Annotated in this window: 23 protein-coding genes and 3 tRNA genes; 14 read left to right on the top strand and 12 right to left on the bottom strand. The window is 72.6% G+C overall.

Annotated elements, in window-relative coordinates:
* Positions 1 to 13: 13 nt before the first annotated feature.
* Positions 14 to 1,210 carry a phosphoglycerate kinase gene (locus tag K313_RS0103850; protein ID WP_019286029.1) on the top strand — a complete coding sequence of 399 codons (1,197 nt, stop codon included), beginning with the start codon at positions 14 to 16 and terminating at the stop codon, positions 1,208 to 1,210.
* A 102-nt stretch (positions 1,211 to 1,312) separates the two neighbouring features.
* The gene (tpiA, locus tag K313_RS0103855) at positions 1,313 to 2,101 is read left to right on the top strand and encodes a triose-phosphate isomerase (RefSeq protein ID WP_029210507.1); all 789 of its coding nucleotides are present in this window, start codon (positions 1,313 to 1,315) and stop codon (positions 2,099 to 2,101) included.
* Between the two features lie 96 nt (positions 2,102 to 2,197).
* Here the strand turns inward: tpiA and K313_RS0103860 are convergent, their stop codons facing one another.
* From K313_RS0103860 to K313_RS0103890, 7 genes are all read right to left on the bottom strand, one after another.
* Positions 2,198 to 2,824, bottom strand: a complete 627-nt coding sequence (locus tag K313_RS0103860; RefSeq protein ID WP_029210508.1) for a maleylpyruvate isomerase N-terminal domain-containing protein — start codon at positions 2,822 to 2,824, stop codon at positions 2,198 to 2,200.
* A gap of 7 nt (positions 2,825 to 2,831) precedes the next feature.
* Positions 2,832 to 3,707 (bottom strand): NAD(P)-dependent oxidoreductase, encoded by an 876-nt coding sequence (locus K313_RS0103865; RefSeq protein ID WP_029210509.1) that lies wholly within the window; start codon positions 3,705 to 3,707, stop codon positions 2,832 to 2,834.
* 8 nt (positions 3,708 to 3,715) lie between these two features.
* The gene (locus tag K313_RS0103870; protein ID WP_029210510.1) at positions 3,716 to 4,444 is read right to left on the bottom strand and encodes a tetratricopeptide repeat protein; all 729 of its coding nucleotides are present in this window, start codon (positions 4,442 to 4,444) and stop codon (positions 3,716 to 3,718) included.
* Positions 4,348 to 5,886, bottom strand: coding sequence for an AfsR/SARP family transcriptional regulator (locus tag K313_RS22045; RefSeq protein ID WP_029210511.1), 1,539 nt, complete (start codon positions 5,884 to 5,886; stop codon positions 4,348 to 4,350). The genes K313_RS0103870 and K313_RS22045 overlap by 97 nt, the downstream gene beginning before the upstream one ends.
* Positions 5,883 to 6,806 (bottom strand): SCO6745 family protein, encoded by a 924-nt coding sequence (locus tag K313_RS0103880; RefSeq protein WP_029210512.1) that lies wholly within the window; start codon positions 6,804 to 6,806, stop codon positions 5,883 to 5,885. The genes K313_RS22045 and K313_RS0103880 overlap by 4 nt, the downstream gene beginning before the upstream one ends.
* Positions 6,807 to 6,894: 88 nt before the next feature.
* Entirely contained in the window at positions 6,895 to 7,182 is a 288-nt protein-coding gene (locus tag K313_RS0103885; protein ID WP_029210513.1) for a transcriptional regulator, read from the bottom strand.
* Positions 7,182 to 7,745, bottom strand: coding sequence for a hypothetical protein (locus K313_RS0103890; RefSeq protein WP_029210514.1), 564 nt, complete (start codon positions 7,743 to 7,745; stop codon positions 7,182 to 7,184). Before K313_RS0103890 ends, K313_RS0103885 begins: the two co-directional genes overlap by 1 nt.
* 64 nt (positions 7,746 to 7,809) lie before the next feature.
* Here K313_RS0103890 and K313_RS22050 point away from each other — a divergent pair, with 64 nt between their 5' ends.
* A complete protein-coding gene (locus tag K313_RS22050; protein WP_156911126.1) occupies positions 7,810 to 8,253 on the top strand; it encodes a hypothetical protein in 444 nt (147 codons plus the stop codon).
* 20 nt (positions 8,254 to 8,273) lie between these two features.
* On the opposite strand, the gene K313_RS19940 is transcribed toward K313_RS22050, so the two are convergent.
* The gene (locus K313_RS19940; RefSeq protein ID WP_169516815.1) at positions 8,274 to 9,185 is read right to left on the bottom strand and encodes a DUF4349 domain-containing protein; all 912 of its coding nucleotides are present in this window, start codon (positions 9,183 to 9,185) and stop codon (positions 8,274 to 8,276) included.
* Positions 9,186 to 9,291: 106 nt separating this feature from the next.
* Between K313_RS19940 and hemQ the strand changes: the two genes are divergently transcribed.
* The 3 genes from hemQ (at position 9,292) to K313_RS0103915 (ending at position 11,276) form a co-directional block, all read left to right on the top strand.
* A complete protein-coding gene (hemQ, locus tag K313_RS0103905) occupies positions 9,292 to 10,020 on the top strand; it encodes a hydrogen peroxide-dependent heme synthase (RefSeq protein ID WP_029210517.1) in 729 nt (242 codons plus the stop codon).
* A 154-nt stretch (positions 10,021 to 10,174) separates the two neighbouring features.
* Positions 10,175 to 10,858, top strand: coding sequence for a GOLPH3/VPS74 family protein (locus K313_RS22055; RefSeq protein ID WP_029210518.1), 684 nt, complete (start codon positions 10,175 to 10,177; stop codon positions 10,856 to 10,858).
* Positions 10,859 to 10,904: 46 nt separating this feature from the next.
* Positions 10,905 to 11,276: a VOC family protein gene (locus tag K313_RS0103915; RefSeq protein WP_029210519.1), complete on the top strand. Its 372-nt coding sequence runs from the start codon at positions 10,905 to 10,907 to the stop codon at positions 11,274 to 11,276.
* A 130-nt stretch (positions 11,277 to 11,406) separates the two neighbouring features.
* Here the strand turns inward: K313_RS0103915 and msrB are convergent, their stop codons facing one another.
* Positions 11,407 to 11,817: a peptide-methionine (R)-S-oxide reductase MsrB gene (gene msrB, locus K313_RS0103920; protein ID WP_029210520.1), complete on the bottom strand. Its 411-nt coding sequence runs from the start codon at positions 11,815 to 11,817 to the stop codon at positions 11,407 to 11,409.
* A 62-nt stretch (positions 11,818 to 11,879) separates the two neighbouring features.
* On the opposite strand from msrB, the gene ligD reads away from it, so the two are divergent.
* A complete protein-coding gene (ligD, locus tag K313_RS0103925; RefSeq protein ID WP_029210521.1) occupies positions 11,880 to 12,914 on the top strand; it encodes a non-homologous end-joining DNA ligase in 1,035 nt (344 codons plus the stop codon).
* Between the two features lie 36 nt (positions 12,915 to 12,950).
* On the opposite strand, the gene K313_RS0103930 is transcribed toward ligD, so the two are convergent.
* Together K313_RS0103930 and K313_RS0103935 are read right to left on the bottom strand one after the other, a co-directional pair.
* A complete protein-coding gene (locus tag K313_RS0103930; RefSeq protein WP_029210522.1) occupies positions 12,951 to 13,229 on the bottom strand; it encodes a hypothetical protein in 279 nt (92 codons plus the stop codon).
* A 124-nt stretch (positions 13,230 to 13,353) separates the two neighbouring features.
* Positions 13,354 to 14,415, bottom strand: coding sequence for an ATP-dependent DNA ligase (locus K313_RS0103935; RefSeq protein ID WP_029210523.1), 1,062 nt, complete (start codon positions 14,413 to 14,415; stop codon positions 13,354 to 13,356).
* 94 nt (positions 14,416 to 14,509) lie between these two features.
* Between K313_RS0103935 and K313_RS0103940 the strand changes: the two genes are divergently transcribed.
* Positions 14,510 to 15,745: an alpha/beta hydrolase family protein gene (locus tag K313_RS0103940; RefSeq protein ID WP_240483927.1), complete on the top strand. Its 1,236-nt coding sequence runs from the start codon at positions 14,510 to 14,512 to the stop codon at positions 15,743 to 15,745.
* A gap of 5 nt (positions 15,746 to 15,750) precedes the next feature.
* Positions 15,751 to 17,010 carry a PPK2 family polyphosphate kinase gene (locus tag K313_RS19950; RefSeq protein WP_029210525.1) on the top strand — a complete coding sequence of 420 codons (1,260 nt, stop codon included), beginning with the start codon at positions 15,751 to 15,753 and terminating at the stop codon, positions 17,008 to 17,010.
* Between the two features lie 100 nt (positions 17,011 to 17,110).
* Here K313_RS19950 and glgX read toward each other — a convergent pair whose 3' ends face one another.
* Entirely contained in the window at positions 17,111 to 19,456 is a 2,346-nt protein-coding gene (gene glgX / locus K313_RS0103950; RefSeq protein WP_029210526.1) for a glycogen debranching protein GlgX, read from the bottom strand.
* A gap of 181 nt (positions 19,457 to 19,637) precedes the next feature.
* On the opposite strand from glgX, the gene K313_RS0103955 reads away from it, so the two are divergent.
* The 5 genes from K313_RS0103955 to K313_RS0103975 all read left to right on the top strand — a co-directional run bounded on the left by K313_RS0103955 (position 19,638) and on the right by K313_RS0103975 (position 22,743).
* Positions 19,638 to 20,702 (top strand): YihY/virulence factor BrkB family protein, encoded by a 1,065-nt coding sequence (locus K313_RS0103955; protein ID WP_029210527.1) that lies wholly within the window; start codon positions 19,638 to 19,640, stop codon positions 20,700 to 20,702.
* A 50-nt stretch (positions 20,703 to 20,752) separates the two neighbouring features.
* Positions 20,753 to 20,825 (top strand) — tRNA-Gly (locus tag K313_RS0103960).
* A gap of 58 nt (positions 20,826 to 20,883) precedes the next feature.
* Positions 20,884 to 20,954, top strand: a tRNA-Cys gene (locus tag K313_RS0103965).
* Between the two features lies 1 nt (position 20,955).
* Positions 20,956 to 21,030 (top strand) — tRNA-Val (locus K313_RS0103970).
* A gap of 57 nt (positions 21,031 to 21,087) precedes the next feature.
* The gene (locus K313_RS0103975; RefSeq protein WP_029210528.1) at positions 21,088 to 22,743 is read left to right on the top strand and encodes a hypothetical protein; all 1,656 of its coding nucleotides are present in this window, start codon (positions 21,088 to 21,090) and stop codon (positions 22,741 to 22,743) included.

Below are 22,743 nucleotides of genomic sequence, written 5' to 3' on the forward strand. Positions count from 1 at the left end.
TCGGAGTCCCGAGATGAAGACCATTGCCGACCTGGGTGACCTGCGCGGCAAGCGAGTCCTCGTCCGCTCGGACCTCAACGTGCCGCTCGACGGTGATCGCATCACCGACGACGGCCGGGTCCGGGCCTCCGTGCCCACCATCACGGAGCTGACCGACCAGGGTGCCCGCGTCGTCGTGGTCGCCCACCTCGGTCGCCCCAAGGGTGCCCCGGAGGACAAGTACTCGCTCAAGCCCGTCGTCGCCCGCCTGGGTGAGCTGCTCGGCCAGGACGTCGCCTTCGCCACCGACACGGTGGGGGAGTCGGCCAAGGCCACGGTCGAGGGGCTGCAGGACGGCCAGGTGGCCCTCCTGGAGAACCTCCGGTTCAACCCGGGCGAGACCAGCAAGGACGAGTCCGAGCGCCAGGCCTTCGCCAAGGAGCTCGCGTCGCTCGCGGACGCCTACGTGTCCGACGGCTTCGGCGTCGTGCACCGCAAGCAGGCCTCCGTCTACGACGTCGCGCAGATCCTGCCGGCGGCCATGGGCGGCCTGGTCAAGACGGAGGTGGACGTCCTCAAGCGTCTGACCGAGGACCCCGAGCGGCCGTATGCCGTGGTCCTCGGCGGGGCCAAGGTCGCCGACAAGCTCGCCGTCATCGACAACCTCCTCGGCAAGGCCGACCGCCTCCTCATCGGCGGCGGCATGGCCTTCACCTTCCTCAAGGCCCAGGGCCACGAGGTGGGCAAGAGCCTGCTCGACGAGGACAACGTCGAGACCTGCAAGGGCTACCTCGAGCGGGCCGAGGCGTCCGGCGTCGAGATCGTCCTGCCGGTCGACGTCGTCTGCAACGCCGAGTTCAGCGCCGAGGGCGAAGTCACGACGGTCGACGCCGACAAGATCCCGGCCGACCAGATGGGCCTGGACATCGGTCCGAGGTCCGCGGAGCTCTACGCCTCCAAGGTCGCCGACGCGAAGACGGTGTTCTGGAACGGCCCGATGGGTGCGTTCGAGATGGCGCCGTTCGCGGACGGCACCAAGGCGGTGGCCCAGGCCCTGGTCGAGGCGACCGCCAAGGGCGCGCTGACCGTCGTCGGCGGTGGCGACTCCGCTGCCGCCGTGCGGCAGCTGGGCTTCTCCGACGACCAGTTCGGCCACATCTCCACCGGTGGCGGCGCGAGCCTGGAGTACCTCGAGGGCAAGGACCTCCCGGGCATCTCCATCCTCGGCTGACGCCGGCTGCACGACACGAGGCGGCCCCGTGACCCCGACCCGGGTGGCGGGGCCGCCTTCTCGTGATACGACCCAACACTCTTGACTCCCAAGGAGACCCACATGGCATCCCGCACGCCGCTCATGGCCGGCAACTGGAAGATGAACCAGGACCACCTGCAGGCCACCCACCTCGTGCAGAAGCTCGACTGGACCCTGCGCGACGCCAAGCACGACTACGCCGCCGTCGAGGTCGCGGTGCTCGCGCCGTTCACCGACCTGCGCTCGGTGCAGACCCTGGTCGAGGGCGACAAGCTGGACCTGCGCTACGGCGCCCAGGACCTGTCGCAGCACGACTCCGGCGCCTACACCGGCGACATCTCCGGCGCGTTCCTGGCCAAGCTCGGCTGCACCTATGTCGCGGTGGGTCACAGCGAGCGCCGCGAGGGGCACGGCGAGACCGACGAGCTGCTCAACGCCAAGGTCAAGGCGGCCTACAAGCACGGCCTGACCCCGATCCTGTGCTGCGGCGAGGCCCTCGACGTCCGCAAGGAGGGCCGTCAGGTCGAGCACGTGCTCGCCCAGATCGAGGCCGACCTCGCGGGTCTGCCCGAGGAGCAGGCCAAGAGCATCGTCATCGCCTACGAGCCCATCTGGGCCATCGGCACGGGCGAGGTCGCGACCCCCGAGGACGCGCAGGAGGTTTGCGGCGCGATCCGCGGCAAGCTCGCCGAACTCTACTCCGCCGAGCTCGCGGACGGCGTCCGCATCCTCTACGGCGGCTCGGTCAAGTCCGGCAACGTCGCGCAGATCATGGCCAAGGAGGACGTCGACGGCGCCCTCGTCGGCGGCGCGTCCCTCGACCCCGAGGAGTTCGCCAAGATCGCTCGCTACCAGGCCCACAACGCCTGACCCGACGTATGCCGAGGCCCCGGGGCCGGTCGCCTGACGGTGACCGGCCCCGGGGCCTGGTCGTCATGTCAGTGAGAGCAGCCGGGGGCGCCGCCGTCAGAGGAGCGGCAGGAGGGGGTCGGACGAGGGGAGCCGCCCGGTCGCGAGCCGGATCCAGTGCAGGGGCCGGTCGGGGTCGGACACGTCCGCGCTCGTGGTGGCCCGCACGGCGTAGGCCTCGGCCAGGGCAGCGGCCACCGACGAAGCCGCCTGCGCCAGCACGGGGGACGGGCCTGGGTCGGCGACCGACCGGTGCAGGTCGTCGCCGTGCACCACCAGCTCGATGAGGCGGGTCAGGAGGAAGTCGTCCCAGGTCAGCGGGCCACGACGCCCCAGCACGACGGGTGGCGCGATTCGGGACGTGGCGGTCCAGGCTCGGGCCGCGAGCCGGTCGACGCCCTCGAGCTCGTCGCTCATCGTCGCGGCCACGCTCGAGGTCGCGGCGGCGATGACGGGAGCCGCCGGGCGATATCCGGCGACATAGTCACCCACCGAGAGGGGGGCCGTCCCGGGCGGAGCCGCCGGCACCTCGTCGAGCATGACCAGGCCCACCCCCAGATGAACGACGAGGTCACGGACGGTCCACCCGGGCAGGATGCTCGGCGAGGACCCGTGTCGTCGCACGTCGCCCCGGTCGAGCCACGCGCGCAGCTCGGTCCACTGGCGTCGCAGCAGCTCCTGCATGCCGTCATCATCGCGCGTGGGTGCGGGCCTGGAGGGCCCGCAGGACCGCTGCCATGTCCTCGTCGCCGTGCCCGAGCTGCTCGGCCTCGCCGAAGAGGTCGCGGGCAACGTCCATGAGCGGAGCGGACACGTCGGCCCCGGCGGCGGCGCCGGCGACGAGCCTGCTGACGTAGTGGACGTCGCTGACGGAGGCCTGCGGGACGAAGTCCCCCTCGACGAGGACGCGCAGCTTGGCCCGCGACACGGCGCTCGGCATGGGGCCGGCGTCCAGCACCGACCTGAAGACCGCCAGGTCGAGGCGGAGCCGCTCGGCGAGGTGGTAGGCCTCGACCAGACCGACGACCTGCGTCACGAGGAACAGGTTGACGGCCAGCTTCATCCGCGTCGCCGCGGGGACGGCACCGCAGCGAAAGACCATCGAGCACACCGGGTCGAGCAGGGGCGCCACCAGGTCCACCGCGTCGTCGGGCCCGGCGAGCATCCCGACGAGCTCGCCGGCCGCCGCGGGTCCCCGTGAGCCCGAGACGGGTGCCTCGACATACCGTCCTCCGGCGGCGACCACGTCGGCCTGGAGCCCGTGGGAGTAGTCAGCCGGCGTCGTCCCCATGTGGACGAGGACCCGTCCCGCCACCATCGGCGCGAAGCGGTCCGTGCCGCGCTGCAGGACGAGGTCGATGGCCGGGCCGTCCGCCAGCATGACGACGACGATCTCCGCGTGGCCGAACACCTCCGCCGGCGTCGCCGCCACCGTGGCCCCCAGCTCGCGCAGGGGAGCGCAGGGCGAGGACGACCGGTTCCACACGATGAGCGGTGTGCCCGCGCGAACCAGGTTGAGCGCCATGGGGAGTCCCATCTTGCCCAGGCCGATGAAGCCGACTGTCATGTCTCCGCCTAGGGCCGTGGGAAGGGGCCGAGCACCGGCCTGTCCCGACGGTGACCCTCGGCGCTGACAGGGTCCTGATCGGGTGCCGACCGACGCAACGCACCCAGCGCGCCCTGCTGGACCTCGCGAGGCAGGGCATCGCCGAGGAGGTCGTCCAGCTCGTGCCGCCGCCGCACGAGCGGTTCTCGCAACGGAGCGGGCAGGGGCGCCTCCGCCCGACGCCGCAGCGCCCACGCCCCACCCAGGGCTCTCGCGGACCGGACCGGGTCCTCCTCGACGAGGGCGAGGGCCTCGAGGCCGTGCGCGATCGCCCGTGGGTCACCCGTCCGGACGGCGAGGGCGACCGACGCCGTCGCGAGGGCCAGGGCCGCGTCGGGGTCGGGGCTGGAGCCGGCCAGCCGGCCCGAGGTGTAGCTGACCCCGGCCAAGGACCGCTGCGTCTCGTACCAGGCGAGCGCGCGCCGGTGCGCGTCCGCCGCGCGCTCGGGGTCACCGGCCAGGGTCGACGCCAGGCCGAGTCCGTTCAGGGCCAGGGCCAGACCGGCGTCGGAGCCCGTCGCAGCGGCCAGCGCGACGGCGGACTCGAGGATCGGCAGCGCCCCGTCGCGACCCGTCAGGGCGAGGACGGAGCCGAGGCGGGTCAGCTGCGAGGTCTCCCACTCGGGGGCCTGCACCCGCCGCGCGAGGTCGAGGGCCCGCTCGTGCGTCCTGGCGGCGGACCGCAGGTCTCCCTCCACCTCGGCGCAGTAGCCAGCGACATCGAGGGCGAGGACCTGACCTGCCTCGTCGCCCAGCGCCTCGAAGTCGCGGACCAGCCGGCCTGCCTGAGCGGCAGCGGCCCGCACCTGCCGCGCAGCAGCAGCGCCTTGGTCTCGACGACCGCGGCGAGGGCGCGACCCCAGGCGTCGTCACCGGCCTCGAAGGACGCTCGTCCGGCCCGCACCAGCCCGTCGCCCCTCGCGTGCTCGCCGCGCTGGAACAACCGCTCCGCGAGCAGGAGCGCGGCGAGGGCGTCGTGCTGCGACCAGCCCAGCGCGCTCGCGCGGTACAGGGCCTGCTCCCCGCGCCCCAGTGCCGTCGCGGCATCGGCCTGCACCGCGTCGAACACCGCGAGCCAGGCCGACGCGCTCAGGACCTGCCGCTCGTCGAGGACCCCGGTCGGCGTCGAGAGCAGGTCCGCCATCAGGTCTCGACCCGCGGAGCGACGACCTCCCAGCCACCACCACCAGGAGCCGCGCAGCGCGAGCTGCAGGGCGGCCGGCGTCTCACCCTCCCGCGCCAGCCACCGTGCGGTGTCGAGCGCCCCGTGCGGAGGGGCGCGGGTCACGGCATACGGCCGCGGACCGAGCGAGGTCTCCCGCTCCTCGGCCAGGAGGGCTGCGAAGGCCGCGCGCAGCTCGACCGCCGGCTCCAGCCCGGCCTGGTCGGCCAGGAGACGTCGACCGTGGTCGTAGACGGCGATGGCCTCGGCGCGTCGGCCCGACCGGTCGAGGGCGTGCATCAGCAGCAGGCGCGCCCGCGGACGCAACGGGTCCTCGGCGAGGAGGTCCCGCAGCCGCGCGATGACGTCGGGCGGTGGTGACCCGATCGCCAGGGCGCACGCGGCGAGCAGCTCGTGGGCGCAGCGCCACTCCTCGTCGAGCCGGGTCCGGGCGGCGACCAGACGGGGATGCTCGTCGAGCTCGGCGAGCGGCGGGCCGCGCCAGAGCGGCGTCGCCTGGACCAGGAGGGACCGAGCCCGCTGGTGGTCGCCCGCCGCGGAGCAGGCCTCGGCCTCCCGCACCAGGAGCGAGAAGGCGCCGGCATCGACCTGGTGACGCTCGAGGGCGAGGCGGTAGCTCCCCTGCGCGTGGACGAGGGCGCGGCCGTGCTCGCCGAGCCGTCCGCGCAGGCGGGAGACCTTGACCTGCACCGCATTACGGGCTCGGCGGGGTGGGTGCTCGCCCCAGAGGGCCTCCACGAGGTCGTCCATGGTGACGGCCCGCCCCTCGGCGAGCGCCAGGTGCGCGAGGACGACCCGGTCGAGGCGCGCGGGCACCTCGGCCGGCTCGGGCGGTCCGGCTGGTCCGGGCGGTCTGGCTGGTCCGGCTGGTTCGGCCGCTCCGGATGGTGGGTGGCGGAAGACCACGATCGGCCCGAGCAGCCCGACGACGGGCCGGGGAAGGCTGCCGCTGGTCATGGCGCTCGTCCCACGCGGGGGACACCGATGCCGTTCGGGTGGGGCACGCCGCCGCCCGCGACGACGGCCTGCACCAGGTCACCCAGCACGTCGGTCAGCAGGGCGAGCTCGTCCTCGCCCACCCCCGCCCATGCGTGGTCGACGAGGCGGTCGGTGACGAGCTCGACCTGGGCGCGCCGACGCCGACCCTCGAGCGTGACGTCCCCGTCGGCCGTGAGCCAGCCCCGCGCCCGCAGCGAGTCCGTCGCGTCGGCCCACTCCGTCTCGGTCCACCCGCGACGCGTGCGCTGGTCGCCGGGGGTGAGCCGCAGGGCGGTCATGAGGACGTTGGAGGCGGCGGGCGACAGGTCGGTGGCCTGCAGCGCCACGACGTGGGCGTCGCCGCGGAGCTCGCGCAGCGCCGTAGCCGCCCAGAACAGCGCGAGGTGAGGCGCGTCAGGACACGGCAGGTGGGCGTGCGCGGCGAACATCGGCCGGCCGTGGGGAGCCGCTGACCCGACACCGCGCACCAGCAGCTCGGCGACCGCGGCGACCCGGGGATCGCGCCCGTGGGGGCCCAGCAGACGGGTCGCGGCGGCGTCCACCACGTCATACCTCGCCGCGAGCGCGTCGGCCGGGGTCGTGCGCGTCCAGGCGTCGGGCAGCGCGCGGGCCACCAGACGATGGGCGAACCCGTAGAAGCAGGCAGTGACGACGCTCGGGGGCACGGTGCCGAGGGCCGCCGACCGGGTCGCGAAGTAGCCCATCCACCCTCCCGCCAGGCCCAGCCGGGCGTAGCGGTCCGCGCGCTCCGGCGCGTAGTAGACGAGGGAGTGGTAGGTCTCGAGCAGCTGCCACAGCGTGCGCAGCGGCGGGACCGGGCCCTCGGCCCCCATCTCGGACCGGGTCGTGATCACGCCCATCGGCTCGTCGTGCTCCACGGGTCCTCCGGTCTGCCGTCGGTATGTCGTCCCCACCGCCTCGCAGGGTGCCCCGAGGCGCTGACGGACCGCTGACGTGGTCGGCGGCTCAGCCGACCACGTCGATCAGCTCGCGCAGCGCCGCGACGTGGTCGAGCAGCGCTGCCCGTCCGGTGTCGGTCAGGGCCACCCAGGTCGTGCGGCGGCCCGCGCGGACGCCCTTGCGGGAGCGGACGTAGCCCGCGCCGGCGAGGGCGGCGACGTGCTTGGACAGCACCGAGTCGCTCACGCCCAGCACCTCTCGCAGGGTCGCGAACTCGGCCTCGGTGACGGTGGAGAGGGTCGTGAGCAGCTGGAGCCGCGCGGGGGCGTGGACCAGCGGGTCGAGCGTCGCCATCAGCCGACCACCACCAGGGCCGCGATGCCCAGGGCGAGGGCCAGCGCGTAGGCGGCGAGCAGCCGCGGCGAGGCGCCACGGGCGCGGGCGACCGGGTCCTGCCGGTAGGCGTTCCACCACTGCCAGGTCCCGAGGGCGTAGCCGGCCCCGCCCACGAGCGAGAGGGCCGCGACCAGGAGCCACTGCGAGGCGAAGGCCGCCCAGATCGCCCCGGCCAGCCCGGCGAGGTAGAGGAGGCTCGACGGAGAACCCGAACCGAGGAAGACCTGGTTGGCGAGCCCGTCCACCCGCACGCCGTTGACCCGGCGGAAGTGTCGGAGCAGGAGAGCTCCGGCAGCGCCGAAGGCCACGAGCCCGCCGAGGACGACCACCATCCCCGTGGCCGTCTGCTGGGCGATGCCCCAGGCGGCGCTCCCGACCTGCACGGCGGTGGCCGCGACCAGAGCGGCAAAGACTCCCGCGGGGATCCTCAGGCGGCCGGTGAGGTTGTCGCGGGCCGCGTCGGCACTGGCGAGCAGGGATCGGATGTCGTCGGGGTCGGGGCGAGCCGCGTTGGTTTCCATGTTGGAAAGTATGCGCTCAACTTTCCACTATGGCAAGCAGCTCGAGGGGAGCAGGATGGCAGACATGCCGCACCTCGCCCGGCTCGACGTCGTCGCCCTCGTGGCCTCGGCGGCTGCCCTGGGTCTCGTGGCCTGCTCCTCCACGCCGCAGGGCGGGGAGCGGTCGACCACGCCGACCTCGATCAGCGCCTCCGCAGCCACCACCGCCGGCGCCGGAGGGGCTGGGGGTGCCGGGGGTGCCGTCGAGGACCTGGAGACTGCCTGCTCGAGGCAGGTCACCTATTGGGTGGGCCAGCAGCTCCGGCGGGCCCCCGACCAGGGGTTCGATTACCAGGAGATGGGGTTGTCCGGGCGCACGTACGACGTCGTGCGGGCGGTGACGTCCGCCGCCCGCGCCGCCCGCCGCAGCGACGACGACTGGGTCGCGCAGCGCTCCCGGTCCGCCTGCCGCGAGGCGGTCGCGCGGTGGACCAGCGCGCCGGCGCCCGAGGGCGGTGGGTGGCCGTGACGAGGCGCCCCGGTGCTCGCTCAGCCGCGTCGGCGTGCCCTGCGCCGGCGCCACCACAGGACGAGGGGCACGACCACCACGGCGAGCGGCAGGACCAGCGGGAGGCTGAAGCCCAGCAGCGCTGCGAGGGCGGTGAGCAGGCCGAGGAATGCGCGCCACCCCGCGTGCCAGCCGGCCTGGAACCCGGACCGGTCCTCGGCGGCGCGGGCCTCGGCAGCGGGCTGGGTCAGCGACAGGGTGATCGTCGACATGGCGGCCTGCGACCGCAGCGTCGCGAGCTGCGCCTGCAGCCCCTCCAGGTCGGCCTCGCGACGGGTGAGCTCCGACTCGAGCCGGGTGATGTCCTCGATCGACGCCGCGCGGGCCATCAGGGCCCGGGTGCGGTCGAGGCTGGCCTGCATCGTCTTGACGCGCCCGGCCGTGTCGGCGACCTGGCCCGTGACGTCCTCGGCGCGGACGGTCCGCGCCGTGACGGTGCCGACCTTGGCGAGGTCCTCGACCGCCGCGTCGAACCTCGCCTCGGGCACCCGCAGGGTGAACGTGTCGGTGGAGGAGGAGCCGGGGCCGGTGGAGCGGCGCAGCTCCTCGTTGGCGACGACCCCGTCGTAGGACGCCACCAGCGTCCGCACCCGCGCCGCGGCCGCGCCGAGATCGGTGACGGTGGCCTCAAGGGTGCCGGTCCGGACGACGTCGCGCTTCTGGACGGCCCGCGCTCCGGACGACGCCCCGGGTGCCATGGCCGCGACGGAGCCCGTGGGGGTGGCCCCGGGCGTGGCCGCCGAGGAGGCGAGCTGTTCCTGGCCGGGGTCGCCCGGTGCGGCTCCGGAGGTGGACGACCCGGACCCGCTGGTGCAGGCGGTCATCGCGATCAGTGCGGCGACCCCGAGAGCGAGGGGTGCGGCATACGGCCTGGGAGCTGCGTTGCGCCTCATGCCAGGTGAGACCGGACGGCCGGGCGAGAGCGTTCCGACCTGCGCGGTCACGGTCGGGTGACGATCCCGGTGCCGGGCTGTCAGTCCCGGATGGGATGATGCGGGCATGAGTCTGAAGCCCCAGCAGCACCGCCGTCCGTCCCCCGCCGAGGTCCGCGCGATCAACGACTCGATCCGCTACACCATGTGGTCCGTCTTCCAGGTCACCGACTCCGTGGGTGACGAGGCGGAGCGCGAGGCGCTGCTGGCCGAGGCGCAGCAGTTCTTCGCCGGGCTGGCCGAGGCCGGTCAGGTGACGGTGCGCGGGATCTACGACGTGGCGGGGCTGCGGGCGGACGCCGACTTCATGGTCTGGTGGCACGGCGAGTCGGTCGAGGCCGTGCAGCGCGCCTACCACGCGTTCCGCCGGACCGGACTGGGCCGCGCGTGCGACCCGGTCTGGTCCAACGTCGCGATCCACCGCCCGGCCGAGTTCAACAAGAGCCACATCCCGGCGTTCATGGCCGACGAGACCCCGCGCGCCTACGTCTGCGTCTACCCCTTCGTGCGGTCCTACGAGTGGTACCTCCTGGCCGACGAGGAGCGTCGCGACCTGCTCGTCGAGCACGGCAAGATGGCCCGCGACTACCCGGACGTGCGCGCCAACACCGTCGCCAGCTTCGCCCTCGGCGACTACGAGTGGCTGCTGGCCTTCGAGGCCGACGACCTGCACCGGATCGTGGACCTCATGCGTCACCTGCGCGGCGCTGCCGCCCGTCGGCACACGCGCGAGGAGGTGCCGTTCTTCACCGGCCCGCGCGTGGAGCTCGAGCAGCTCGTCGCCGACCTGCCCTGACCTACCTCAGGTCGTCACGTCCGCCTGGGCTGGCACCCCAGGTGGATGTGTCGAAGGCGGGTCGATCTCGTCATACCGCAGGAGGAGGTATGGCGGGGCCGAACCATCCTCACGGGGGATGACCCACGCCGCCGGCCCGCCTAGCGTCGTGGGTATGACGACGAACCAGCCCACCACGACGACCTCACTGTTCCTGCTGGTCCTCAAGGACGACGGCAAGCCCGAGTCGATGGGGCAGCAGACGGGCTACGGCCTCGCCGGGGCACTGCTCTCCGACCTCGTCGCGGCCGGACGGCTCGGCGTGAGCGACGACGGCAAGAAGCTGCGGGTCCTCGACGCCGGACCGACCGGGGACGACCTGCTCGACGAGGGTCTGCGCAGGTTCGGTGACAAGGACGGCAAGCCTCTCTCCTCGGTGATCCCCGGCGCCGCCCGCAAGCTCGAGCGTGAGGTCGGCGACTACCTCGCGCGGCGCGGGGTGGTGCGCGTCGAGGAGGGCGGGATGCTGGGCCTCAAGCCGCAGCGCTACCCGATCGTCGACACGAGCCGCGAGGCCGAGCTGCGCCGCGGGCTGGTCGAGGTCCTGCGCGGAGCCTCGCCGACGGTCGAGCGGCACGCGCTGATCGGGCTGGTCCACGGCCTGGAGCTGGGCACCAAGGTCTTCGATCCTGACGAGGTCGGCCTGGACAAGAGTGACCTCAAGCGACGGATCAAGGCCGTCGCGGAGTCCGCGGGGCCCGGCGCGGACGGCGTCGCCCGGGCGGTGCAGTCCGCCAACACCGCGATGATCACGGCGATCACGGTGGCGACCGTCTCCTCCACGAGCGGCTCCAGCTGATCTCGGAGGCGCGACGGGCCTGGCGGGCGATCGCTAGGCTCGCCGCATGATCACCGCCGTGCACACCCTCATCTACTCCGACGACCCCGACGCGACCAGGGCGTTCCTGCGCGACGTGCTGCAGCTGCCCAGCGTCGGCGGCGACGAGTGGCCGATCTATTGGACCGGACCCTCGGAGCTGGGCGTCCACCCGACGGTGTCGGACCAGGACGGTCAGGCCTGGACCACCGGTACCCATCACGAGATCGCGCTGATGTGCGACGACGTCGCCGCCACGCGCGCCGAGCTGGAGGCGCGCGGAGCGACCTTCACGGGCGACACCCAGGACATGGGGTGGGGGATCGGCGCGACGGTCGAGGTCCCCGGCGCGGACGGGATCCTGATCTACCAGCCGCGCCACGAGGTCGCCCACTCCTGACGGAGCAGGAGCCCCGGTCGGTGTCGGGGGGCGGGCGGGGACGGCATACGGGCACGACCACGAGATCCGCCTGGGTTCGACACATCGACCTGGCGTGCGAACCCAGGTCGATGTGACTACCTGAGGTAGGTCAGCGGGGGGCGAGGCGCATCGACACGGAGTTGATGCAGTAGCGCTGGTCCGTCGGGGTGGGGTAGCCCTCGCCCTCGAAGACGTGGCCCAGGTGCGAGCCGCACTGCGCGCACAGCACCTCGGTGCGGGTCATCCCGAGCGAGCGGTCCTCGTGCAGCTCGACGTTGTCCGCCTCGGAGGGGGCGTAGAACGACGGCCACCCGCAGTGCGAGGGGAACTTCTCGGTGTGGGTGAACAGCTCGGCGCCGCACGCGCGGCAGCTGTAGACGCCCTCGGTGGTCGTGTCGGTGTACTCGCCGACGAAGGGCCGCTCGGTGCCGGCCTGGCGCAGGACGGCATACTCGCTCGGGCTCAGCTCGGCCCGCCACTGCTCGTCGGACTTGGTCACGGGGTACTCGCGCTGGGTCATACTGGGTCCAACCGCGCGGGGTCGCCGCAGATTCCGCTCAACCGGGCCGACAGGAGCACGTCGTGGCGAGCAAGGCCATCTCGATCGAGGTCCCGGGGCCGGACGGCGAGACGCGGCAGGTGCGGGTCTCGAGCCCGGACCGGGTGATGTGGCCGGACGATGGGATCACCAAGGAGGACCTGGCCCGCTACGTCGTGGCCGTGGGGGACCGGCTGGTGGCCAGGCTGGCGGACCGTCCGGTGACGCTGCAGCGCTTCCCCGAGGGCGTCACCGGCGAGGAGTTCTACTCCAAGAACCCTCCCCGCGGCGTCCCCGACTTCGCCCGCACCGTCATGTGCACCTATCCCTCCGGCCGCCAGCACCCGCAGCTCGTCGTCGACGAGGTCGCGACCGCGGTGTGGGCCGTGCAGATGAACACCGTGACCTTTCACCCCTGGCCTGTGACCACGGCGGACACCGACGACCCGGACGAGCTGCGCATCGACCTCGACCCGCAGCCCGGCACCGGCTTCGCTCAGGCCGTCGAGGCGGCGACCGTGCTGCGTGAGGTGATGGTCGAGGCGGGCCTGACGCCCTTCGTCAAGACGAGCGGCAACCGCGGGCTGCACGTGTTCGCACCGATCGAGCCGACGCACGAGTTCCTCGAGGTGCGGCACGCGGTCATCGCGATCGCCCGCGAGCTCGAGCGACGGGTCCCCGACCTCGTCACCACGGCCTGGTGGAAGGAGCTGCGGGGCGAGCGGATCTTCGCCGACTTCAACCAGGCCTGTCGCGACCGCACCCTGGCCGGCGCCTACAGCCCGCGCCCCCTGGCGGGTGCGCCCGTCAGTATGCCGATCGCCTGGGACGTCCTCGGCGAGATCGCCCCCGGCGACTACACCGTGCGGACGACGCCCGAGATCGTGGCCTCCGAGGACGACGCGTGGGCGGGCTTCGACGACGCCCGGGCACGCGTGGACACCGCCTTGCAGTGGTGGCAGCGCGACGTCGAGGAGCACGGGCTGGGGGAGCTCAACTTCCCGCCCGACTACCCCAAGATGCCGGGGGAGCCGCCCCGCGTGCAGCCGTCCCGGGCCCGCAAGGTCGACGACGCCTGAGCAGCAGCCGCGGGACGCGGACGGGGTCAGCAGGGGTCAGCAGGCGAGGTCGTTGTCGGCCTGCATCGCGAGCATCGCGGCGCCGATGGCGGTGACGTGGCCGATGCGGGTCCGCTGACCGTCGAGGACCTCCACCCGGACGGCGCGCAGGGTCTGGAGCGCCTCGAGCGCCGCGAGCACCTCGTCGCCACGCAGACCCGTGCGAGCCACGACCGCGGAGATCTCGTGGGTGGGGCCGCCGAGCAGGTCCAGCTGCTCCACGGCGCGGAGCACCGGGAGGTCACGGCTGGCCCAGGTGGCGGCAGGCGAGGTCATGACGTCACTGTCACACGGCATATCCGCAGGTCGGGGCCACTATCGGGGAACGCGGACGGGGTTCACCTGGATGCAGAGTGACCCGGTGACGTTCGGTCGCGAGAACTTGACTGGCTGTCGTGCGTCACTCGACCAGGACGCGCCCCAGGTCATAGCTCGGCGCCCGGCTGACCTGCGCCAACGTGCACGACATCGGCTCGCGGTCGGGGCGCCAGCGCAGGAAGGTCACGGCGTGCCGGAAGCGCGACTTCTCGAGCTGGTCGAAGGCCACCTCCACGACGCGCTCCGGTCGCAGCGGCACGTAGGACACGTCCTTGGACGAGCTGAACCGCGACCGGTCCGTCTCGGCGGCGACCACGGAGCCGTCCTCCTCGCGCAGGACGTACGGCTCGAGCTCGTCGACCAGCTCGAGGCGTCGCGCGGCCGTGAACGCCGCGATGCCACCGACGTTGACGATCCGGCCGCCCTCGTCCACGAGCCCGAGCAGCAGCGACCCGACGCCCTGACCGCTCTTGTGCACCCGGTAGCCCACGACGACCGCCTCGGCCGTCCGCTTGTGCTTGATCTTGAGCATGGTGCGCTTCCCCTGCTCGTAGGTCCCCTCCAGCGGCTTGGCGACCACCCCGTCCAGCCCCGCCCCCTCGAAGTCCTCGAACCACGTCCGCGCCAGCCCGGGGTCGTCCGTGACCCGGGTCAGGTGGATGCCGGACGCGGGTGAGACGTCCTCCAGCAGCGACTCCAGGGCCGCGCGGCGCTCGCGGAAGGGCCGCCCCATGAGGTCCTCGTCGTCGGCGGCCAGCAGGTCGAAGCAGATCAGCTCGGCGGGCGTCTCCTGCGACAGCTTGGTGACGCGGGAGACGGCCGGGTGGATCCGCTGCGAGAGCAGGTCCCAGTCGAGATGCTCGGCGCCGGCCTCGCCCGCGCGCACCACGATCTCGGCGTCGACCACGCAGCGCACCGGGAGGTGCTCGCGCACGCGCTCGACGACCTCGGGGAAGTACCGCGTCAGCGGCTTGGACCCCCGGCTCGCCAGCTCGATCTCGTCGCCGTCGCGGATCACGATGCAGCGGAAGCCGTCCCACTTGGGCTCGTAGGACAGCCCGCCCGGGACGGAGTCCGCGGCCGGGACCGTCGGGACGGCCTTGGCCAGCATGGGGGAGACCGGGGTGGCGATCGGCAGCGTCATACGGCCCATTGTGTCCCTCGCCCGAGGGCCGTATGCCGCGCCACGCTCGCGCCACCTGCCCCACCCGCACGCCCGCGGATGTCACGATGGACGGGTGAGCACGCGCGACAGGGCCGGGGGGCCCGCCGGGGTGCTGCGCGCGCACCCTCGGGCGGTCGCGGCAGCCGTGGCGGGCGGCGTCGTGGCGGCCGGAGCCGCGACGGGGTGGCTGAGCGCCGCGGTCTACCTCGCCAAGAAGGTCGTGACGCCGGAGCGCCGACGGCCCGACGACACCGAGGTGGTGGCCTTCGACGACCGCAGCGTCACGCTGAGCCGCACGGCCGAGACGGTGATGCCCGGCAAGTACGGCCTGTTCCTCGACGGCGGGCAGTCGCACGTGAGGTTCGGCCGGATCCTGGCCGACCACCCCGGGCAGGGCACGATCACCCGGCGGCTGCACGGCGTCGACCTCGGGCGCCTGCGCACCGGACCGGCCCGGTTCCACTCCTACTACTACGCGCTCGGGCCGGAGCAGGCGCTCGGTCTGCCAACCCTCGACGTGGACGTCCCCAGCGAGATCGGTCCGCTGCCGTCCTGGTTGGTGCCCCCGCCCGACGGCCGCGTCGACTGCACCCGGTGGGCCGTCCTGGTGCACGGCCGTGGGGCGGGGCGCGAGGAGACCGTGCGCGGGGTCGCCGCGCTGCACCGCGCCGGTCTTACCTGCCTGACCCCGTCCTACCGCAACGACCAGGTGGCGCCCGCCTCCAACGACGGGCTCTACGGCCTCGGGCTGTCCGAGTGGCGCGACGTGGACGCCGCCGTCGCCTACGCCCTGGAGCACGGCGCCCGCGACGTCGTGCTCGTGGGGTGGTCGATGGGCGGGGCGATCGTGCTGCAGACCCTCATCAACTCCACCCACGGGGACCGCATCTCGCAGGTCGTCCTGGACGGGCCCGTGGTCGACTGGCCGGACGTCCTGCACCACCACGCGCGCGCGATGCGGGTCCCCGGCCAGCTCACCACGCTCAGCATGCGGCTGCTCGGCGTGCCGCCCGGCCGCCATCTCGTGGGGATCGAGTCGGTGATCGACCTGGCGGCGACCGACTTCGTGCGGCGGGCCGACGAGCTGCGGCACCCGATCCTGCTGATCCACTCGCTCGACGACGAGTTCGTGCCCGCCCAGCGCTCGATCGACCTCGCGGCGGCGCGGCCCGACCTCGTCCAGCTCGAGACCTGGCAGGTCGCCCGGCACTGCAAGGAGTGGAACGTCGACCAGCAGCGGTGGGAGCGACTCGTCGAGGCCTTCGTGACCCAGGATGCCGCCCCACCTGCGCAAAGGGTGCAACCATAGGCCGCATGGCAAAGACCTCCAAGAGCAAGAAGGCCGCCGATCGGGCCGACGAGGCCGTCGAGACCCTCGTCCGGGGCACCGGCACCGCCGCCGCCACCTCGGACGCGGGGGACGCAGCGTCGGACGACGCCAAGCCCGGCACGGCGTCCAAGGGCACGGGCAAGGACAAGGACCAGGGCACGGCCGAGCAGGAGATCGCCAGGGACACGGCGAAGAAGTCCAAGAACGACAAGGGCAAGAAGGCCAAGGACGGCAAGGCCAAGGACGACAAGGCCAAGGACGACAAGGCGTCGAAGAAGTCCAAGGACGACGACAAGGGCAAGAAGGCCAAGGGTACGAGGGACAAGAAGGACAAGGGCGCGAAGCGCGAGGCCGCGCTGGACGGTGCCTCCTCGGCGGCGACCACCGGGTCGCTCGCCTTCGGTGACCCTGACTTCACCTTCAGCGAGACCCTGCGCGCCGAGCGGGGACTCGTGCTGGCCGACGTCGACACCCGGGCGACCCCGGGCTACGAGGGCGACAAGAAGTCGGCTGCGATGGACCTCGTCGAGGGTCAGACCGAGCTGTCCGACCTGCAGGAGCGCCTCTGGGCCAACGGCAAGGACGGCGACGGGCCGTCGGTCCTGCTGCTCGTGCAGGGCATGGACACCTCCGGCAAGGGCGGCATCATGCGCCACGTGGTGGGCGCCACCGACCCCGGCGGCGTCAAGTACACCGCGTTCAAGGCGCCCACGCCCGAGGAGCGCGCCCACGACTTCCTGTGGCGCATCGACCGGGCCCTGCCCGACCCGGGTCAGCTCGGGGTGTTCGACCGCTCGCAGTACGAGGACGTGCTGGTCGTGCGGGTCAACGAGCTCATTCCGCGCTCGGAGTGGATGCGGCGCTATGCCCAGATCAACGCGTTCGAGCGGGCCGCCCTGGCGCGCGGCATCACCGTCGTCAAGGTGATGCTGCACATCTCCTCCGACGAGCAGAAGGCGCGGCTGGGGGAGCGGCTCGACCGGCCGGACAAGTACTACAAGTACAACCCCGGCGACATCGCCGAGCGCGCGCGCTGGGACGACTACATGGAGGCCTACCAGGCGGTGCTGGCCAAGACGAGCACCAAGGGCGCTCCCTGGCACGTGGTTCCGGCGGACCGCAAGTGGTACGCCCGCCTCGCGGTCCAGCAGATCCTGCTCGAGCACCTGCGGGGTCTCGACCTCGAGTGGCCGGCGGCGACCTTCGACGTCGCGACCGAGCAGGAGCGCCTCGCCCAGACCTGATGCGCGCCGCGCCCGGCGCCCACGCCAGGTGCCGGGCGCTTCGGCATACGAAGGAGCCCGCCTCGTCCAGGACGAGGCGGGCTCTCTCGTGCGAGCTGCGTCAGGCCTTCTTCTTGCCGGCCTTCTTGGTGCCCGTGGACGAGTCGGCCCCCGAGCCGTCCGTGTCGTCACCCGTGGCGCCGTCCGCCTGCTCCTGCGCCTGCGGCTCCGCCTTCGAGGTGGCGGGCTCGGTCGGAGCCGGGCGGGCGGCAGGATCGGTCGCGACCTGGCCGACGATGCCGACGCCGGTCTTTGCCGTGAGCGGCGAGGCCAGGCCGGGGGAGGCCTGCTCGGCCGGCTGGTCCGAGCGCAGGACCACGACCGAGCGGGCCGGGACGCGGTTGACGCTGCGGGCCGCCCAGACGCGGGGCTCGGTCAGCTCCGGGTCGGCGGTGTCGAGCACGACGGTCCACTCGGTGCCGTAGTCCTCGGGCGGCATCGTGAAGTCGATGCCGTCGTGGTGGGCGTTGAACAGCAGCAGGAAGTCGTCGTCGACGACCATCCGGCCACGCTGGTCGGGGGCCGAGATGGCGTGTCCGTTGAGGAACACGCTCAGCGTCTTGGCGTAGCCCGACTCCCAGTCCTGGTCGGACATCTGGGTGCCGTGGGCCGTGAACCAGGCGATGTCACCCAGGTCGGACATGCCGCCGTGGGCGGCGTCGCCGGCGAAGAACCGGCGGCGACGGAACACGGGGTGGGACGAGCGCAGGGCGGTCAGCCGGGCCGTGAACTGCTGCAGCGCCAGGTCGTCCGCGTCGAGGTCCCAGTCGATCCAGGAGATCTCGTTGTCCTGGCAGTAGCCGTTGTTGTTGCCGCCCTGGCTGCGACCGAGCTCGTCGCCGTGCGCGAGCATCGGCACGCCCTGGCTGACGAGCAGCGTGGTGAGGAAGTTGCGCTGCTGCTGGGCGCGCAGGGCGTTGACCTCGGGGTCGTCCGTCGGACCCTCGACGCCGCAGTTCCAGGACCGGTTGTGGCTCTCGCCGTCGTTGTTGCCCTCGCCGTTGGCGTCGTTGTGCTTCTCGTTGTAGGACACGAGGTCGCGCAGCGTGAAGCCGTCGTGGGCGATGACGAAGTTGATCGACGCGATCGGCTTGCGCGCGGAGTGGGCGTAGAGGTCGCTGGATCCCGTGATGCGCGAGGCGAACTCGCCGATCGTGGCCGGCTCGCCGCGCCAGAAGTCGCGGACGGTGTCGCGGTACTTGCCGTTCCACTCGGTCCACAGGGGAGGGAAGTTGCCGACGTGGTAGCCGCCGTCACCCACGTCCCACGGCTCGGCGATCAGCTTGACCTGGCTCACCACCGGGTCCTGCTGGATCAGGTCGAAGAACGCGGACAGCTTGTCGACCTCGTGGAACTGGCGGGCCAGGGTCGCCGCCAGGTCGAACCGGAAGCCGTCGACGTGCATCTCGGTGACCCAGTAGCGCAGCGAGTCCATGATGAGCTGCAGCACGTGCGGGTTGCGCATCAGCAGGGAGTTGCCCGTGCCGGTCGTGTCGTAGTAGCTCGCGAGGTCGTCGCCGACCAGGCGGTAGTAGGCGTTGTTGTCCAGGCCGCGGAAGGCGAGCGTGGGGCCCATGTGGTTGCCCTCGGCGGTGTGGTTGTAGACCACGTCGAGGATGACCTCGATGTCCGCCTCGTGCAGCGCCTTGACCATCGACTTGAACTCCGTGACCTGCTGGCCGCGGGTGCCCGACGCGGAGTAGTCGTTGTGCGGGGCCAGGAAGCCGATGGTGTTGTAGCCCCAGTAGTTGCGCAGCCCCTTCTCCTGCAGCGACGTGTCCTGGATGAACTGGTGCACCGGCAGCAGCTCGATCGCGGTGATGCCCAGCTGCTTGAGGTGCGCGATGACGGCGGGGTGCGCGATCGCGGCATACGTCCCTCGGATGTCCTCGGGCACCTCGGGGTGGGTCATCGTCAGGCCCTTGACGTGGGCCTCGTAGATGATCGTCTCGTGGTACTCCCGGCGCGGGGGACGGTCGTGGCCCCAGTCGAAGTAGGGGTTGATGACGACGGACAGCATGGTGTGCCCGAGCGAGTCGGTGTCGTTGAACGCCGACGGGTCGTCGAACTTGTAGGAGAACAGCGCCTCGTCGTTGCTGATCTGGCCGTCGATCGCCTTGGCGTAGGGGTCGAGCAGCAGCTTGGCCGGGTTGGACCGGTTGCCCTTGGCGGGGTCGAACGGGCCGTGCACGCGGTAGCCGTAGCGCTGCCCGGGCTGCATCTGCGGGATGTAGCAGTGCCAGACGTAACCGTCGACCTCGGTGAGCGAGACGCGCTGCTCGGCGCCCTCGTCGTCGATGAGGCAGAGCTCGACGTGCTCGGCGACCTCGGAGAAGACAGCGAAGTTCACGCCGCTGCCGTCGAACGTGGCGCCGAGGGGATACGGCTTGCCGGGCCAGATTTCCATGAAGGGGTCGTCCTCGTGGGAGTGGGGATGGAGATCGATCAACCCGCCACTTTACGCGGTCCGGGAGACCCCCCGGGGGATTGACCCTTGCGGCGAGATGACATCACGTCTCGACAACAGGCCCCACGCGCCCCTCGTGTCCCACCCGTCCCAGCCCCGGACCCGTCGTAGCGTCCACGACATGACCCCTCGGACCGCCCTGCGGCACCTGCTCCAGCAGGTGCCCGGTGGCATGTCGGTCGCGCGCCTCGTGCGCGAGACCGTCCGGGTCTGCCTGCGCTACCGCGTGACCGGGCTCGCCTCCGAGGCGGGCTTCTTCGCCCTCCTCTCCCTACCCCCTCTGGTCCTCGGCCTGATCGGGGGACTGGGGTATGTCGGAGCGTGGGTCGGGCAGGGCACCGTCGACCAGGTGGTGGCCGGCCTCGCGGCCTACGCGCAGCGGTTCCTGACCGACGAGAGCGTGGGAGCCGTCATCGTCCCCACGATCGACGAGGTGCTGCGGGGAGGCCGGATCGACCTGGTGTCGCTGGGCTTCGTCCTGTCCTTGTGGTCCGGGTCGCGGGCGCTCAACGTCTTCATCGACACCATCTCGATCATGTACGGCCAGAGCGGGGTTCGCGGCATCGTCCGCACCCGCACCCTGTCCTTCACGATGTACTCGATCGCTGTCCTCGTCGGTGCGGTCGTGCTGCCGCTGGTCCTCCTGGGGCCCCTGGTCCTGTCGCGCGTCCTGCCCGGGCCGTTCGACGGCCTCGTCTACTGGACGCTCGTGACCGGTGCCGTCCTGTGGGCGGTGACCTCGCTCTACCACGTCGCCACGCCACGGCGCTCGCCCTGGCGCCGCGACCTGCCGGGGGCCGCCCTCACGGTGGTGCTCTGGGTGGTCGTGTCCTATGTCGTGCGGACCTGGCTGGGCGTGTCCATCGGTGGGACGTCCGTCTACGGCCCCTTGTCCGCACCCATCGTCCTGCTCGTCTGGCTCTACTTCCTCGCCATCGCCGTCCTGATCGGAGCCGCCATGAACGCCGCCGTCCGCCACCTGTGGCCCGTCCCCGACCGTCCCAGCGCCCGCGCGCGGGTGGTCGAGGCGGTGCGGACCGAGCTCGAGGTGCGCCGCGAGCCACGCCCGCGGACCTCGCCGTTCGGGCCCGTCATCGCCGGTCTCGTGGCCGACGCGCGGGGTGCTCAGGAATTGGACGTCCCGCGCCGGCATCGGTTAGTGTCGGTCAGCACGCACGGCGGGTGAAGTTGCACGCTTCGGATTCACCAAGATCCAGCGACCGCACGGCACAGCACGCGGACATAGCTCAGTTGGTAGAGCGCAACCTTGCCAAGGTTGAGGTCGCCGGTTCGAGCCCGGTTGTCCGCTCTGGGGGTCCTCGGACCTTCCGGTGATGCGTTTGTTAGCATGACGGATGCATCGGCACGGTGGAGTGGCCGAGAGGCGAGGCAACGGCCTGCAAAGCCGTGTACACGGGTTCAAATCCCGTCTCCACCTCGGGCGATTGGCGCAGCGGTAGCGCGCTTCCTTGACACGGAAGAGGTCACTGGTTCAAACCCAGTATCGCCCACCACCTTCCAGCAGGCCCCGGACCACTCGGTCCGGGGCCTGCTGGCGTGTGCGGGCCGGGATGCGACCGGGTCCAGGCTCGCGTTGGTACGGTGACGGGACCTGGAACCACGACCTGAGCGACGGAGACACCCTGGACCCCACGGAGCGCCCCGAGCACCCGCGGCCGGCCGGTGCGGACCGGCTGCCTCGGTGGTTGCGCGCGTCCCCGGCGGACCCGGAGCGACAGGCCCGGGTGTATGCCGGTCGCGCGCTGCTGGGAGTGCTGGTCGGCTGCGTGTGCGCGGTGCTCCTGCTGACCGCCATGTATCCCTCGCTGCGGTTCACCAACCAGCGTCCCGAGCGCACGACCGCCGCGCCGCCACCGCCCCCGTCCACGCGGGCCGCGCTGGCCCGGGCCGAGGCGGCTCCGGCGGCTGGCGTCCTCCGTACGCTCCTCGAGTCGGTGCCGGCGGGGATGCCGGCGGGTCTGGTCGACTCGTCGCCGGTGACGGGCACGGTGTCGCCGGCCGTCTCGCCCACCTGCGACACCCCCGTGTCGCCGGTGCTGTCCCGCTCGCGCACCTGGGCTCGTCCGCCCAGCCCGGGTGGGTTCGGGTCCGGCGTGACGGTGACGGCCACGGCATACGGCCCTGGAGCCGGTGCACCGGCGCTCGACGCCTTGCTCGTCGCCCGCCGCCAGTGCGTGGGGGAGGCGCGAGTCACGGCGGCCTCCGGGCTCGGCGTGCAGACGCTGCGGGCTTCTCAGACCAAGGGGGCGGTGGACACGCAGTCCGTGATGTTCCGCCGCGGGGACGTCGTGGTGTCCGTGTCGGGCACCGGCGTGCCCCTGCCGGAGGACGCGGCCGCCGACCTGGACCGGCGGCTGACCCAGCTGCTGACGCCGGTCTGCGTCGACCAGGACTCCACGACGGCCGACTTCGCGCGCTCGCCGCTGATCGCGCGGACCGCGTTCACGGGGCTGCAGGTGGCGCGCGGGGTGGACCTGCCGGGGCAGGGTTCGCCCCTGCCCGACCTGGTCTCGCCCCACGCCGGCACACCTCTGCCCGCCGCGGTCACCCCGACCCCGCCGCAGGCTCCCTACTGGCCCGAGCGGGCTCCCGACCCGGTGGTCAGCCCCACGGAGCCGCAGCCGCCGACGCCCTATCCGGTCCAGACGTCCTACCTCGCTCCGGCCCCGGACGAGCGCGGGCCGGGCTGCGGCTGGGCTTTCACGGGCACGACGGCCCCGACCTACGACGAGCGGGCGGCAGCGGCCACCCAGGAGCAGCGCCGGCAGGCGGCCGTGACCGCCATGCAGGCGGCCGTCGCGGCCTACCCCGCCGCGGTGCAGGCCTACGAGCAGGCCTGGCAGCGCTACCAGGGCGAGGCGCAGGCCTACACCGACTACGCCGTCGCGGCGCAGCAGGTCGAGAGTGCGTGGGCCGCGATCCGGGCCCAGCAGGAGGCCTACCGGTTCGCGCTCGAGGGTTACCAGCAGGCCCTCGCCGCCTACGACGCGGAGAGCAGGCGCCGCCAGGATCTGGCAACGGCATACGCGTCGGCGGTCACCGCCTGCGCGACCGTCACGCCCCCTCCGTGGACCGATCCGGCGCAACCGTCGCCGACGGCACCCGGCTGCCCTCCGACCCGTGACCCGGTCCTCGACCTCCCGCCGCCCGCGTCGCCCACGTCACCGTCCCCGCCGCCCGACCCCCGTCCCACCCCGAGGCCCTGA

This window comes from Arsenicicoccus bolidensis DSM 15745 (assembly GCF_000426385.1).
In the GTDB taxonomy this organism is placed as follows: domain Bacteria; phylum Actinomycetota; class Actinomycetes; order Actinomycetales; family Dermatophilaceae; genus Arsenicicoccus; species Arsenicicoccus bolidensis.

Bases quoted from the DNA above. Each gene is read 5' to 3' on its own strand.
- K313_RS0103850 (WP_019286029.1), top strand. From the start codon at position 14: ATGAAGACCATTGCCGACCTGGGTGACCTGCGCGGCAAGCGAGTCCTC.
- tpiA (WP_029210507.1), top strand. From the start codon at position 1,313: ATGGCATCCCGCACGCCGCTCATGGCCGGCAACTGGAAGATGAACCAG.
- K313_RS0103860 (WP_029210508.1), bottom strand. From the start codon at position 2,824: ATGCAGGAGCTGCTGCGACGCCAGTGGACCGAGCTGCGCGCGTGGCTC.
- K313_RS0103865 (WP_029210509.1), bottom strand. From the start codon at position 3,707: ATGACAGTCGGCTTCATCGGCCTGGGCAAGATGGGACTCCCCATGGCG.
- K313_RS22045 (WP_029210511.1), bottom strand. From the start codon at position 5,886: ATGACCAGCGGCAGCCTTCCCCGGCCCGTCGTCGGGCTGCTCGGGCCG.
- K313_RS0103885 (WP_029210513.1), bottom strand. From the start codon at position 7,182: ATGGCGACGCTCGACCCGCTGGTCCACGCCCCCGCGCGGCTCCAGCTG.
- K313_RS0103890 (WP_029210514.1), bottom strand. From the start codon at position 7,745: ATGGAAACCAACGCGGCTCGCCCCGACCCCGACGACATCCGATCCCTG.
- K313_RS22050 (WP_156911126.1), top strand. From the start codon at position 7,810: ATGCCGCACCTCGCCCGGCTCGACGTCGTCGCCCTCGTGGCCTCGGCG.
- K313_RS19940 (WP_169516815.1), bottom strand. From the start codon at position 9,185: ATGAGGCGCAACGCAGCTCCCAGGCCGTATGCCGCACCCCTCGCTCTC.
- hemQ (WP_029210517.1), top strand. From the start codon at position 9,292: ATGAGTCTGAAGCCCCAGCAGCACCGCCGTCCGTCCCCCGCCGAGGTC.
- K313_RS22055 (WP_029210518.1), top strand. From the start codon at position 10,175: ATGACGACGAACCAGCCCACCACGACGACCTCACTGTTCCTGCTGGTC.
- K313_RS0103915 (WP_029210519.1), top strand. From the start codon at position 10,905: ATGATCACCGCCGTGCACACCCTCATCTACTCCGACGACCCCGACGCG.
- msrB (WP_029210520.1), bottom strand. From the start codon at position 11,817: ATGACCCAGCGCGAGTACCCCGTGACCAAGTCCGACGAGCAGTGGCGG.
- K313_RS0103930 (WP_029210522.1), bottom strand. From the start codon at position 13,229: ATGACCTCGCCTGCCGCCACCTGGGCCAGCCGTGACCTCCCGGTGCTC.
- K313_RS0103935 (WP_029210523.1), bottom strand. From the start codon at position 14,415: ATGACGCTGCCGATCGCCACCCCGGTCTCCCCCATGCTGGCCAAGGCC.
- K313_RS19950 (WP_029210525.1), top strand. From the start codon at position 15,751: ATGGCAAAGACCTCCAAGAGCAAGAAGGCCGCCGATCGGGCCGACGAG.
- glgX (WP_029210526.1), bottom strand. From the start codon at position 19,456: ATGGAAATCTGGCCCGGCAAGCCGTATCCCCTCGGCGCCACGTTCGAC.
- K313_RS0103955 (WP_029210527.1), top strand. From the start codon at position 19,638: ATGACCCCTCGGACCGCCCTGCGGCACCTGCTCCAGCAGGTGCCCGGT.
- K313_RS0103975 (WP_029210528.1), top strand. From the start codon at position 21,088: ATGCGACCGGGTCCAGGCTCGCGTTGGTACGGTGACGGGACCTGGAAC.